Here is a 13,038-nt window from a genome sequence, read left to right as displayed (position 1 = left end):
GGTGCCTTCCGGTATAACGCGTTAAAGAGTTGCGCGGCACTGCTATGCCGCGCCTTGCGCAGAGTAGCCCATATGTGTAGCAGTAATGTATCTGCCCCTGCGAACAGGTTGAGAAAGATACGGTAGAAAAACTCCTCTGCCGTTCCCCTATTTTCGCAGCGGTCACATGTCGGTAATCTGCGCCAGACTCTCCAAGGGAAAGGGGAGAAAATCAGAGGGTGGAAACCGCAGGTGTCTACCCTCTTGTGCCCCCGCCGGGTAGGCGCACTCCCCGCTGAGGTTCAGCGAAAAACTTCCCGCCCGTCAGGGGCGAACACGCCTGCGGCAGTTCGAGTACCCCGCTCAGCCGGTGCAGAAAAGAAGCCGCCCGTTAGGGGCGAACACGCTTACGCAGTTCGCGTCCCCCGGTCAGCCACTGCCGAAAAGACCGCCTGCGCGGTTCGCATTTCCTCAGTTGCCCTATGCCGAGAAAACGAAAAAGGCACCGCTCACGCGGTGCCTCTTCCCTTCTGTGGATATGTCAGCCGCTCAGCAGCAGCAGTTGCCGCAATTACCGCAGCCGCCGCAGGTATTATCACCACAGGTACCACAGGTACCGCAGGAACCGCAGCCGCCGCTGCCCTGACCGCAGCATACCCAGATCAAGATGATCAGGATGATGATCCACCACCAGGAATTTTCGCCCCAGAAGCCGTTAGAAGAACACATACTGTCATTTCCTCCTATCAAAGATTTCATTACATTCTATGGTAAGAGGCCGAAAGTGGTTACACATTCTCCATTCTCAATTTTCAATTCTCAATTTTCACCAATACGCCGTCCTTGTGCAGACCGATAACCTTTACGGTGACCGGATGATTTTTCTCCGCCTGATCCTCTATATATACAGGAAAGCCGTAGCGTCCGTGCGCCGCCCACAGGCCGCCGGTCGGGTGCTCGGGCAGCGCATACAGCGTGCGGCCGACAAACTGCTTTCGATAGGCAGTGCTGAGCGTCTCCGCCACCTGCTTTGCCCGCTCGGCGCGGGCGGTTTTGGTCTGCTGATCGAGCTGACTCGGCATGGCGGCCGCCTTTGTGCCCTCGCGCACAGAATACGGGAATACATGCACGGACGCGAACGCGCATCTCTCCAGAAAGGCCAGCGTCTGCGTAAACTCGTCCTCAGTCTCGCCCGGAAAGCCGACAATCAAATCGGTCGTAACCGAGCAGTCCGGAAACGCACGTCTCAGCCGCTCGACACACCGGTAAAATTCCTCGCTCGTGTAGTGGCGGTTCATGCGCCGGAGAACGGTATCGCAGCCGCTCTGCATGGACAAATGGAAATGCCGTGCGAGATTGGCAAAGCCGGCAAGCCGTTCACAAAACGCATCGTCCACCGCCCGCGGGTCGAGGGAGCCAAGCCGAAACTGCACGTTCGGCTGCGCGGTCAGCAGCTTCTCCAGCAGCTCGGTGAGCGGCACCTGCGGCTCGAAGTCCTTGCCGTAGGACGCGATCTCGATGCCGGTCAGCACGATCTCGTGCACGCCCGCGTCAGCCAGCCGCGCCGTCTGCTCGAGCGCCTGCTCGACCGGCAGTGAGCGCACCCGCCCTCTCGCATACGGAATGATGCAGTAGGTGCAGAAGTTGTTGCAGCCGTCCTCGATCTTGAGCAGCGCGCGCGTGCGGCCGTGCGGGATACCGGCAGGCAGAGTCTCAAAGCCGCTGTCCTCGCTCTCACGCACCTGTACGGCCTGTCCGCTGACGGCCTGCTCGCACAGGTCGATCACCTGCGCCCTGTCTCTGGTACCGCAAATAAGGTCGATCTCGCCGGTGGCGCGGACACGCTCCGGATCGGTCTGTGCAAAGCAGCCGCACGCCGCGATAACCGCGTTCGGATTGTCTCTCCGCAGCTTGTGGAACGCGCGGATATTCTTATGGTCGGACACCGATGTTACCGTACAGGTGTTAACGATCACGGCGTCCGCGTCCTTATCCACGATCTCATGTCCACGCGCCTGCGCCAGCTGACTGAGCGCCTGCGTCTCAAATAAATTAACCTTGCAGCCCAAGGTGAAAAAAGCAAATTTCACAAATGTACATTCCTTTGCTCTCAGCGGCCCGACACGCGCTCTGTGAACGCCTATATATAATAGGTAACACCGCATAATTGAACAAGAGCGATTTGCGAGGAATTTTGCGTACTAACGAGGCGTAGTTTTGCGGTAATACTTGATGTATTACCGTGAAATTACAACGAAGTTAGGACACAAAATTACCGCAAAGCGCCGCAGCTTTAATTGTGCGGTGTTGCCTATGGTGTTCGATCGGGTTACAGCGTCTGTAACCTTACTCTCGTGCGCGTGCGGCCGCTGTGGATTTTCGCTGTCGATTCCTGCGTTTTTTTCGCGTTTGACAGGCTCTATTTTATCACAAAAATGCGAAATTTCAAAACAATGTTTGACAAACCTGTTCGAGCATGCTATACTGTAACCGTAATGTAACTTTGGAATGTAACCATTTTGTAACTATAAGGAGTGCAGATAATGCCTACCACCAAGAAGAATAACCTTCTGGAATACAAGGGTCACCCGCTGATGCGTAAGGAAAACATCATCTATTACGGCTCGATGAGTGACTCTCACATCATTATGATGCAGATCCTCGAATCTAGTGATTACAAGGGTCTGCCGGTTGCAAAGCGTGTATCCGTACAGCTTCAGCAGACCGATCCCAACGTACGTATGAAAGAGCGTATCGTCAAGAAAACCGAGAAGAACAGCATGTGGGCAGCGATGGATATTGCATCCATCTGGCTCGGCAGAGCACTGCACACGAAGTAAGACTTCACCGCAGCTTGCTGCGGCAGTGTAAAGGCTGTTTTCTCCCATTTTGAAACGGAGGCTTCAATTTCATGTCTTTTTCTAAAAAACTCGCTCGCTTCGCACTTTCCGGTGCACTTGCGATGTCGATGGTCCTGCCGAACTCGCTGGCAGTATTTCAGGCCAAGGTAAACGCAGATTCGCTTTACCTGCGTCAGTCCCCCGGCGGTGCAGTGATCACGACCCTCTCCAAGGGTACCACGGTTGCGGTACTGAATAACAGCTCCAGCTGGTACAAGGTATCCGTAAACGGCAAGGAAGGCTACGTCAGCGGCGAGTACCTGACCGGCACCACCGCAACCAACGTTGCACTCGGCACCGGCACTGTAAAGTGCTCGAGCAGTGTAAATTTCCGTTCGGCGCCGAACACCTCGTCCACCTCTTACGGTGAGCTGAAGAACGGCACCAAGGTAAATGTAGTCGGCGTAAGCAGCGGCTGGTACAAGGTTACATACAATGGCAAGACCGGCTATATCCACCCGGATTATATCACGCTCGCAAGCAGCTCCGCCGGCACCGCCATCGCTCCGTCGAACACCGTTACCTCTACGACCGGCACCGCCGGTACGGTGAAGTGTTCCTCGAGTGTAAACCTGCGTTCCGAGGCCAATACTTCCTCTTCCATTCTGGCAGAGCTGAAGAACGGCACCGCAGTTACCGTTGTCAGCACCGCGAACGGCTGGTGCAAGGTAACCTGCTCCGGCAAGACCGGCTACATCAAGCAGGATTATGTATCGACCACCGGTTCGGCATCCAATAACACGTCCGCGTCCACCGGTACGGCAGCAGTAGTTAAGTGCTCCTCTACCGTAAACTTCCGCTCTGCGGCAAGCACCTCTTCCACCATTCTCGGTGAGCTGAAGAACGGCACCGCTGTTACCGTGCTCAGCACGTCTAACGGCTGGAGCAAGGTATCCTACGCAGGCAAGGCCGGCTACATCAGTGCGGACTACCTCGTAACTGCTTCGTCCGGTACGGCGATCACCCCGTCGAACAACGCAGCTTCTGTCTCGATCAGCGCAAAGCGCCAGAGCGTGCTGAACTATGCTGCACAGTTCCTCGGTGTTCCGTATGTATACGGCGGCAGCACGCCGAGCGGCTTCGACTGCTCCGGCTTCACCTCCTATGTGTTCAAGAACACGGTCGGCTCCATCCCGCGTGTCGCTCAGGCACAGTATGATGCCACCACCCGTGTTTCCCGCGACGACCTTCTGCCGGGCGATCTGGTATTCTTCGGCAGCAGCACCTCGTCCATCAGTCATGTAGGCATTTATGTCGGCAGTAACCAGTTCATCCACGCACCCAGCACGGGCGATGTGGTTAAGTACTCGTCGCTGACCGGCAGCTATGCGACCCGCTATCAGGGCGCAGGCCGCGTAATTTTTGAGTAAGGTTACATACCAGAAATCCCTTCGGTTTTCCGAAGGGATTTTTCTTTTGCCTGTTGAGAGCGGTTATCCCAGCAGCACCGCTTCCCCGTCCTGCCACTGTATGGTCTGCGGCATGAAGTCCCGCTGTTCCATGCGGGTATTCCACTGTGCGGCGAACGCATCGGAGAGTGCCTGCGCGGTCTGCTCGGGCAAGGTGAAGCCTTCCAGCTTGATGGTCCGGCAGGTAAGGCTGAGTTTGCCGTTTGAAACAGCTGCGCTCCACGCGCCGTACAGCTTGCAGCGCTCCGGCAGAAACAGCAGCGCCGTGCGCAGCTTGCCGGGTACCAGATTGCTTTCCGTCAGTGCTTGACGGGTTACGGCTGCCGTCACGGCAATCGTGCCGTCACGGCTGATTTTGACCGCCGTGTCCTCGACCGGAAACGGCAGCGCTTCGGTCAGCACAGACGCGATATCGTCCTCCGTGATGTGAAATTCCATTGCATCGCCCTCCTCGGGTGCGGCAGGCGCTGTGCCGGTATCCGCCCTGCCCATCAGCATATTTCCCAGCATCAGCAGGCACAGGAACAGGCATACACCTAAGATTACGGTATAGACTGCGCTTTTTTCCTCCTGCATGGCGGGTGCCTCCCTTTTGCTTCTTGCAACAGCTTATGCGGGATTGGGGTTTATATGCGTGCTATCGGATGCGGAATTGGAGCCAGCCTTTGGCTGGGAGGTTCGCCGCACCCGCGGCGGTGGGCAAAAAGGAAGGGACACCTGCGGTTTGCCCGTAGGCTGCTAAACATTGTTCCCGCGCCGTGCGCGGATTCAATGAGTGCCCTTCCTCTTTGAACTCCTACCTTTCCCTTGTTTCCTAATCTGACGCATACCAGAGACCGGCGACCGCTTCGAAAAGGAAAACGGCAGTCGGGTTACTCTTGCGTGTCTTTCTCCGCCTATACGCAGTTCACAGATAATCTACTGCTACACATATCGGCTGCTCTCCGCAGGCGCAACGTAAGGTGAATTGCCCGAAGGGCAGGAGAAGCCACACTGGGGTGCCCCGCCGTGCAACCCATCTGCACATTGCTTCACCGCAGGGTCAATATCCATTTTCTATTCTCAATTACTGCTTCGCATACGAAAAAAAGCACCGCTTTCGCGGTGCTTTCAGCTTGTCAAAAAAGCAATATTCGATTTTTATGCTTCGTGCGGCAGCACGCATTCAATCGAATTTGCTTTGCAAATTCATAAATTCCGGGAGCATGTATCTCGGAATTTATACAAGGGAAGAAAAAATGTGTCCGCAGGACGCGGTTTTTCTTCGAGATTCGCTCGAAAGCGTGGTTTCGAGCGAGAGGCTGTTCGGAAAACAAAGTTTTTCGACAGCCTCAAAGCACCGCTTTCGCGGTGCTTTTCGCATTTCTTTAGAAGAACTTATCCTTAATGCCGAGTGCAAAGATGATGAGCACGATAATCGGCAGGATATAGCTTACATAGAAGCGGATATTATCCTTGACCTTGAGTCCGCCGCCTTCGTTGGCCTCCTCCTTGAAGTTCTTCCAGCCCCAGCCGCAGCGGGAGGTGCAGAACAACAGGTAAACTAGCGAACCGAGCGGCAGCCAGATGTTGGACACGAGGAAATCCTCGAGGTCGAGCACATTCGAGCCTGCGCCGAACGGCTGGAAGCCGGACCAGACATTGAAGCCGAGCACGCACGGCAGCGACAGCAGGATCATCAGCACGATGTTGATGGCTGCGGTCTTTTTGCGGCTCCAGCCGGTTAGATCCATGCAGCAGGACATGATGTTCTCAAACACGGCGAGGACGGTCGAGAAGGCCGCAAACGCCATGAATACGAAGAACAGACTGCCCCACAGGCGGCCGAACGCCATATGGTTAAAGATATTCGGCAGCGTAACGAAGATCAGGTTCGGACCGCTGTCCGGTGCCACGCCGAAGGCAAAGCACGCCGGGAAGATGATCAGACCGGCAGTAAATGCTACGAACGTATCCAGAATTGCAACATTGACGGCCTCGCCGAGCAGCGCACGGCCCTTGCCGATATAGCTGCCGAAGATAGCCATCGCGCCGATGCCGAGCGACAGCGTGAAGAACGCCTGATTCATCGCGGCAACGATAACATTGGCGATGCCGCACTCCTGCATACGGCCGAGATCCGGAATCAGATAGAAGCGCAGGCCCTCGCCCGAGCCTTCGGTCATGATGCTGTTGATCGCCAGAACGACCATGATGGCCAGCAGAATGATCATCATCACCTTGGTCACGCGCTCCAGGCCGCCCTGCAGACCGAACGAGTTGATCATAAAGCCGATGACAACAACCGCAACCATGCAGACCGTCATAACCACCGGCTTGCCGAGCATTTCCGGGAAGGCTGCCTGCACCTGCTCACCGGTCGCGCCGACAAATCGGCCGCTGACCGTCAGGTAGAAGTAGTACAGCATCCAACCACACACGGTGGTGTAGAACATCATCAGCAGATAGTTGCCGATCATCGCCAGATAGCCGTGGATATGCCACTTGCTGCCCGGCTTCTCGAGCGCCTGATACGCCCGCACCGGACTTTTCTGGCTCGCACGGCCGATGGCAAATTCCATCGTCATGATCGGCAGACCGAGGATGAGCAGGAACAGCACATAGCACACAACGAACGCGCCGCCGCCGTACTGACCGACCATCCACGGGAACTTCCATACGTTGCCCACGCCGATGGCGCAGCCTGCGGAAAGCAGGATGAAGCCGAGACGTGAACCGAGTCTTTCTCTTGGCATTGTTTATTTTTCCCCTTTTTTCTGTGCCGCGTATTGAGTAAACTGCAATATCGGCACGACTTACATACTATAATCAAGCGTCATGATTGTTCTTCGACGCGTGATTTCTCTAATTTTCGGATTTCTTTCCGTTTTTTACGCAGCTCACGGAAGAAATTCCGCAGAATGTCCGCGCATTCCTGCTCCAGCACGCCGCTCACCAACGCAGGCTGATGATTGTACGGCAGTGCGAACAGATTTATCAGCGAGCCGCACGAGCCGGCCTTCGGGTCGGGTGCGCCGTAGTACACGGTTTTCATGCGCGAGTTGATGAGCGCACCTGCGCACATCGGGCACGGCTCGAGCGTAACGTACAGGTCGCAGCGGTGCAGCCGCCAGCCGCCCAGCTTTTTACACGCCTTCTCGATGGCCTCGATTTCTGCATGGTGCAGTGCGTTTTTTTTGGTTTCCCGTCGGTTGCGTCCGCGTCCGACAATTTTGCCATCGCAGACAACCACCGCGCCGACCGGCACTTCGCCCTCATCCGCCGCCTTTTGCGCCAGCTTGAGCGCGGCCTTCATATATTTTTCCTGTTCGGTCATAAATTCCTCAGATTTTCCCGAGCAGACGCGCTTTCGCCTGCTCAAATTCTTCATCTGTCAGGTGCCCTTTTTCGTGCAGTCCAGCCAGCCGCTCCAACTGGTCGATCATATCCGCCTTTGGTGCAGTTTTCCTTGCTTCTCCGCGCATTTCCTCGAACGTCAGCAATTTAGCGAAGCTCTCCATTGCCTGCGGTTCAAAGAACAAGGTTGCAGCACCGCCTGTCGGTGCGTCAATCTCTACCGCTGTGCTGCGCTCGTCTACCTCGCGGTATTCCGTACGGTCCGGTTCACCCTCCTGCAAACTGGTCTGAATGCCGACGATTATGCCGATCACGATGCCGATTACCAGACCGACAATATTCAGCAGAAGTGTACCGAACAAGCCAAAGACAAGTGCCAGCGCCGAACCGATCGCAATCGCTCTGCCGGTCATAAGACCGCCCTCTGTGCCGTGTACCTGATACGCCTCCCGACGCAGTTCTCCCGCTGCCTTTACCGAGCGAATCGAACGAACCGGCAGCTCACCGCTCTGCAGGCTGCCCTTGCCCGTGTAGAGGCCCTTATCCCGACGGAAAAAGCGCAGCGCATCGCCGTCGCGCCAGACCTCCAGCTTTGCCTTCGGCAGCAGTCCGCCGCCGTTTTTAACGGCAACCGTGAAGGTTTCCGCAGGCTTGTCCGTCGGCTCACCGGCACTGCGGCAGTCGAATCCCCAGCTTTGCAGCACCGCAAGATTGTCCGCGCCGTAGGACACGGAAAGCGCGGCATGGTTTCCGCTGCTGTCGGTCAGGGTCAGCGCGACAGGGCGCAGCTTGTACACACGAAGCATGCCCTGCATTTCGTCCGGCTCGGTCGGTGCCGCGTCCGCGGTAAGCGTATACGCGCCCTTGTCCAGCGTGAGCGGCAGCTGCCCGCTGCCCTCGTCGGTCGGCATCAGCGTCCACGCCGCCGGCTCGGAAAATAAGTAATAGCGTCCCGCCGGTACGAACGGTGCGTCCTCTCGAATAGCTGCAACTACGTTTTTACTCATCAGAATTCACCCTCCTCGCGTTTACCGGTAACTTGAATTATGTACTTTTATCGTTTCATTTGTCTTTGCCGCGACAGATTCATCGTGCCGTCCTGCATTTTCGACAGGTTTTCCAGACAGTTGCCGGTACCGTACGCCACGCAGGAAACCGCTTCGTCCGCAACGCGCGTCGGAATGCCGGTCTTGGAGGCGATCAGCTTATCGAAGCCCCAGATCAGCGAACCGCCGCCTGTCATGGTGATACCGTTGGCGGAAATGTCGCCGGTCAGCTCGGGAGGTGTGCGCTCGAGCACCCAGTGCACCGCCTCGACGATCGCCGAGGAGACCTCCTCGAGTGCATCGAGAATCTCACTCGAGCTTACGGTAAACGTGCGCGGCAGTCCGGTCATCAGACAGCGTCCCCTGACCTCCATGATCGCTTCCTCGCTGCGCGGATACACACAGCCGACCGTGCGCTTGATCTCCTCTGCCGTGCGGTCGCCGATCAGCGCATTGTGCTTACGGCGGACGTACTTGACAATGGCCTCGTCGAACTTATCGCCCGCGACCTTGATGGACGTGGACTCGACAATGCCGCCGAGCGAAATAACCGCCACATCGGTCGTGCCGCCGCCAATATCGACCACCAGATTGCCGTTGGCCCTGTTGATGTTGATACCCGCGCCGATAGCCGCCGCGACCGGCTCCTCGACCAGAAAAACGCGCTTTGCGCCCGCCTGCGTGCCCGCATCAATGACGGCACGCTCCTCCACCTCGGTGATGATGGACGGCACACAAATGACCACATTCGGCTTGAACAGGTGGATGCCCTGCACCTTTGCGATGAATTCCTTGATCATGCGCTCGGTCATCTCGTAATCCGAAATAACGCCCTCGCGCAGCGGACGGATGGCGACAATGTTGCCCGGTGTACGGCCAAGCATGCTCTGCGCTTCCTCGCCCACGGCAAGAATTTTACCGGAAACCTTGTCCACCGCCACAACGGACGGCTCGTTAAGTACAACACCCTTGCCCTTTACATAGACCAGCACGGTTGCCGTGCCGAGGTCGATGCCGATATCGCTCGAAAAAAGCGACATCTTTTTCGCGATTCTTTGCAGAAAAGAAGCCATATTTCATTCCTTTCTCCGCGCTCTGTTCGCGTGGATTGACAGTATTACCATTATACAGATTTTGTGCGCCATTTGCAAGACTCCGGGGCAAATACCGAAAATTCGACAGAGAAAACGGCATCACTCCGGCAGCGTGTTCTTATACTGCTGGAATCTGACATCGTTTTCCACCTGTTCTTTATAGGCTGCATACGCCTCCGCCAGCGTGTCATATTTCGTTCCTGTGGTATAATCCTTAAAGGTGTTGAAACTGTTGATATGGTCCGCAATCGCAACATAGCTTTTGCCCTTGTTGCTCCGGGCCGCGGTAATCGTTTCGGAGATGTAAAAGCCGCCGCTCGCCCGGCTGACAATGACCGGTATCTGCTTGCCCGCACCGACGGCATTTGTATCGACCGATGTCCAGAACAAATAGCGGTTGCTCTCGTTCGTGGAACTGCCGAGAAACGCCCATGTGCCCCTGTTCAGCAGGCTGTCGCTTCCGATCTCTTTCTTCACCTGGGGCACCATAGTGGAATTGGTGCACTTCGAGTCGATCTCAAAATTCTGATTATAGTTCAGTTTCTTCAAAATACCGGTCCGATCGAGTATGTCGTGCAGCTTCTCGTTCCAGTCGATCGTGCTGCCCGATGTGCTCTTGCCCTTCCAGTCAAACACGATCACAGCCGCTGCGCTGTCGTAGTACACCTCGCATTCCCCGCCCGCAGCAGGGATTCCTTTCCAGTTTGCGGTATCTCCTTGCGCCTTAGAATGGGTAACGCCTGCAATTGTAATGGGATCTCTCGACTGCCAGTCATCCTGCTTTTGCTTCAGCCTGACCGTCTTGCTCATGTTTTCGCTGTCCTGCTCCGTAACCGCAGTCAGCACATCAATATACGCCGCCCGCACCTCGATGAGGTCGGATGCCTCCAGACTTCTCTCGATATACTGTATCAGCGCCGGTATCATAAATGCCGCAAGGATCGCCAGAATGACCAGCACAACGATCAATTCCACCAGCGTAAATCCCTTGCAGGTATTTTTCTCTTTCTTCTGCATTTTATCAGCACCTTTTACTGAACTCCGGAAGTTTCGGCTAACCTAAGACGAGCTTTCAGCGCGCTGTACCGTCTGCCCTTCTGGTTGTTATTTACCATATACGCTACCACATCCTGACTGCCGACGATAACCAGCAGGCGCTTCGCGCGTGTGATCGCGGTGTAGAGAATGTTGCGCGTAAGCAGCTTGCGCGGCAGACCGTCCGACAGAGCGAGCACCACCGCGTCAAACTCGCTGCCCTGCGATTTATGTACGGTAACGGCATACGCCAGCTCCAGCTCGTTCAGCATATCAAAGGTATAGGTCGCAATGCGGTCGTCAAAGCGAATCACCATGCACTCCTGCTGCGGAAAAATGCGGATGATCTCGCCAACGTCGCCGTTGAACACGCCGGTTCCCTGCTCGTCGTCGCCTTGCTTTTCCCACACGATGTCGTAGTTGTTTCGCACCTGCATCACGCGGTCGCCCTCGCGGAAAATGGTGTCTCCGAAGCGCTTTTCCAGCTTGCTTTCACTCGGTGGATTAAGCGCCTCCTGCAGACGGCGGTTGAGCGGAATGGTTCCGCTGCCGTGCCGCTTGGCAGGCGAAAGCACCTGTATCTGTGCAGGAGTGAAGCCGTAATGCTTGGGCAGTCTCTGGGCGCAAAGCTGTGCCACCGTTTCGATAACAGACGCCGGATCCGCCCGTTTCATGATGAAAAAGTCGCCGTCCGCGCCGGATGGCCTGGGCATTTCACCCGCATTGACCGCGTGCGCGTTCATGACAATATCCGACTGCTGCGCCTGACGGAAAATCTCAGTCAGCTGAATGGTCGGCACCCGATGTGAGGTGATCAGGTCGCGCAGGAAGTTGCCCGGGCCGACCGGCGGCAGCTGATCGGCATCACCGACGAGCACGAGCCGTGCACCGTGCGGCAGCGCATTGATGAGCGCCTGCATGAGCGTGATGTCCACCATGGACACCTCGTCCAGAATGACCGCATCGCACTCGAGCGGATTGGTCACACTCCGGGCAAACACCGTGCGTCCGCCGCCCGCAAAGCCTGCCTCGAGCAGCCGGTGGATGGTTTTCGCCTCCATGCCGGTCAGGTCAGAAAGACGTTTTGCCGCGCGGCCGGTCGGCGCAGCGAGCAGCGTGTCCAGTCCCAGTGCCTCAAACACCTGCAGGATGCCGCGCACCGTGGTCGTTTTGCCGGTGCCCGGGCCGCCGGTCAGGATAACAAGACCATTGCGTGCAGCCGTTGAAATCGCAAGCTGCTGTTTCTCGGAAAAAGTGAACTCACTGCTCTCCAAAAGCGTGGAAAGCAGCTCATCCACGTCAAAATCGTACTCATAATTGCGCTCTGCCATGTAGCTGAGCATTTCGGCAAGGTAGGCCTCCGCGTCGTGCATATCGCGCAGATAGACCGCGTCGCGGCCCGCGATATGCTCGCGCACCAGCCGCCCCTTCTCCTCCAGACGGGAAATGCCGCGCAGCGCCCGATCCTCATCCACGACCACGTCATCGTCGCTCAGCAGCATGCATACCGCGTACAGCAGCTTCTCCACCGGGATGAACGTGTGGCCGTTGTTCAGGTTGAAGGTCAGCGTATACAGAATGCCCGCGTCCACGCGCTCATCGCTCAGCAGCGACAGTCCAAGCTCCATCGCCAGACCGTCCGCCAGCTTGAAATCCACATCATAGTACGGGTCACACAGCAGATACGGGTTCTCGCACAGTGCGTCGATGGCGCTGTCGTGCAGGCGCTTGTACAGCAGCGGCGTGAGTGCAACTGGCAGGCCGTGTTCGCTCAGGAAGTCCATCAGCAGGCGCATTTCGCTCTGTTCGGTGAACTGACGGCCGATCTCCTTCGCCTTGCGGTCGGTAATGCCGCGCAGCTCCGACAGACGCTCCGGCTCGTGCATAAGAATGTCAAACGTGTCCTCGCCGAACTTTTCCGCAATTTTTGCCGCCAGCCGCGGACCGATGCCGCGAATCAGACCCGAACCGAGGTACTCCGCGATGCCGCGCACCGAGGTCGGCAGCCGGCGCTCAAACGCCTCGGTCGCAAACTGCTCGCCGTATGTCGGGTGCGTCACCCAGCAGCCGGTCAGAATGACCTCCTCACCCAGTCCAATGTTGGGAAACGTGCCGGTCGCCGTGACCTCGGCTCCGTTTTCCGCAGCAAGGCGCAGCACGGCGTAGCCGTTTTCGTCGTTGTAGTAAACGATCTGCTGCACCGTGCCGCGCACGATCAAATATTCTTTTTCGTCCAACG

At 56.7% G+C, this 13,038-nt stretch carries 11 protein-coding genes; 2 read left to right on the top strand and 9 right to left on the bottom strand.

Annotation, left to right across the window (positions count from 1 at the left end):
• Nucleotides 1-528 precede the first annotated feature (528 nt).
• Nucleotides 529-708, bottom strand: coding sequence for a hypothetical protein (locus tag ACWVX6_RS05880; RefSeq protein WP_270579309.1), 180 nt, complete (start codon nt 706-708; stop codon nt 529-531).
• Between the two features lie 83 nt (nt 709-791).
• Nucleotides 792-2,069: a tRNA (N(6)-L-threonylcarbamoyladenosine(37)-C(2))-methylthiotransferase MtaB gene (gene mtaB / locus ACWVX6_RS05875; RefSeq protein WP_455152616.1), complete on the bottom strand. Its 1,278-nt coding sequence runs from the start codon at nt 2,067-2,069 to the stop codon at nt 792-794.
• A gap of 453 nt (nt 2,070-2,522) precedes the next feature.
• On the opposite strand from mtaB, the gene ACWVX6_RS05870 reads away from it, so the two are divergent.
• On the top strand, nt 2,523-2,819 hold the full coding sequence (locus ACWVX6_RS05870; protein ID WP_110437114.1) for a hypothetical protein: 297 nt from the start codon (nt 2,523-2,525) through the stop codon (nt 2,817-2,819).
• Nucleotides 2,820-2,890: 71 nt separating this feature from the next.
• Nucleotides 2,891-4,249 (top strand): C40 family peptidase, encoded by a 1,359-nt coding sequence (locus ACWVX6_RS05865; RefSeq protein WP_455152615.1) that lies wholly within the window; start codon nt 2,891-2,893, stop codon nt 4,247-4,249.
• Between the two features lie 63 nt (nt 4,250-4,312).
• On the opposite strand, the gene ACWVX6_RS05860 is transcribed toward ACWVX6_RS05865, so the two are convergent.
• From ACWVX6_RS05860 to recD2, 7 genes are all read right to left on the bottom strand, one after another.
• Complete coding sequence (locus ACWVX6_RS05860; protein WP_455152614.1) at nt 4,313-4,864, bottom strand: hypothetical protein; 552 nt, start codon at nt 4,862-4,864, stop codon at nt 4,313-4,315.
• 791 nt (nt 4,865-5,655) lie between these two features.
• On the bottom strand, nt 5,656-7,023 hold the full coding sequence (locus ACWVX6_RS05855) for a sodium-dependent transporter (protein ID WP_455152613.1): 1,368 nt from the start codon (nt 7,021-7,023) through the stop codon (nt 5,656-5,658).
• Between the two features lie 80 nt (nt 7,024-7,103).
• Entirely contained in the window at nt 7,104-7,604 is a 501-nt protein-coding gene (gene tadA, locus ACWVX6_RS05850) for a tRNA adenosine(34) deaminase TadA (RefSeq protein WP_116705133.1), read from the bottom strand.
• 7 nt (nt 7,605-7,611) lie between these two features.
• Nucleotides 7,612-8,631, bottom strand: a complete 1,020-nt coding sequence (locus ACWVX6_RS05845) for an SHOCT domain-containing protein (RefSeq protein WP_455152612.1) — start codon at nt 8,629-8,631, stop codon at nt 7,612-7,614.
• A gap of 47 nt (nt 8,632-8,678) precedes the next feature.
• Nucleotides 8,679-9,710, bottom strand: a complete 1,032-nt coding sequence (gene mreB / locus ACWVX6_RS05840) for a rod shape-determining protein (RefSeq protein ID WP_417189285.1) — start codon at nt 9,708-9,710, stop codon at nt 8,679-8,681.
• Nucleotides 9,711-9,863: 153 nt separating this feature from the next.
• The gene (locus tag ACWVX6_RS05835) at nt 9,864-10,781 is read right to left on the bottom strand and encodes a type II secretion system protein (protein WP_455152611.1); all 918 of its coding nucleotides are present in this window, start codon (nt 10,779-10,781) and stop codon (nt 9,864-9,866) included.
• A 14-nt stretch (nt 10,782-10,795) separates the two neighbouring features.
• On the bottom strand, nt 10,796-13,036 hold the full coding sequence (gene recD2 / locus ACWVX6_RS05830; protein WP_455152610.1) for an SF1B family DNA helicase RecD2: 2,241 nt from the start codon (nt 13,034-13,036) through the stop codon (nt 10,796-10,798).
• Nucleotides 13,037-13,038: the final 2 nt, after the last annotated feature.

Source organism: Butyricicoccus sp. (assembly GCF_977037065.1).
The sequence above is the reverse complement of the archived record's forward strand: the minus strand, read 5'-3'. Positions and strand labels throughout refer to the sequence as shown.

Bases quoted from the DNA above. Each gene is read 5' to 3' on its own strand.
- ACWVX6_RS05860 (WP_455152614.1), bottom strand. From the start codon at position 4,864: ATGCAGGAGGAAAAAAGCGCAGTCTATACCGTAATCTTAGGTGTATGC.
- ACWVX6_RS05845 (WP_455152612.1), bottom strand. From the start codon at position 8,631: ATGAGTAAAAACGTAGTTGCAGCTATTCGAGAGGACGCACCGTTCGTA.
- mreB (WP_417189285.1), bottom strand. From the start codon at position 9,710: ATGTCGCTTTTTTCGAGCGATATCGGCATCGACCTCGGCACGGCAACC.
- ACWVX6_RS05870 (WP_110437114.1), top strand. From the start codon at position 2,523: ATGCCTACCACCAAGAAGAATAACCTTCTGGAATACAAGGGTCACCCG.
- tadA (WP_116705133.1), bottom strand. From the start codon at position 7,604: ATGACCGAACAGGAAAAATATATGAAGGCCGCGCTCAAGCTGGCGCAA.
- ACWVX6_RS05835 (WP_455152611.1), bottom strand. From the start codon at position 10,781: ATGCAGAAGAAAGAGAAAAATACCTGCAAGGGATTTACGCTGGTGGAA.
- ACWVX6_RS05880 (WP_270579309.1), bottom strand. From the start codon at position 708: ATGTGTTCTTCTAACGGCTTCTGGGGCGAAAATTCCTGGTGGTGGATC.
- ACWVX6_RS05865 (WP_455152615.1), top strand. From the start codon at position 2,891: ATGTCTTTTTCTAAAAAACTCGCTCGCTTCGCACTTTCCGGTGCACTT.
- ACWVX6_RS05855 (WP_455152613.1), bottom strand. From the start codon at position 7,023: ATGCCAAGAGAAAGACTCGGTTCACGTCTCGGCTTCATCCTGCTTTCC.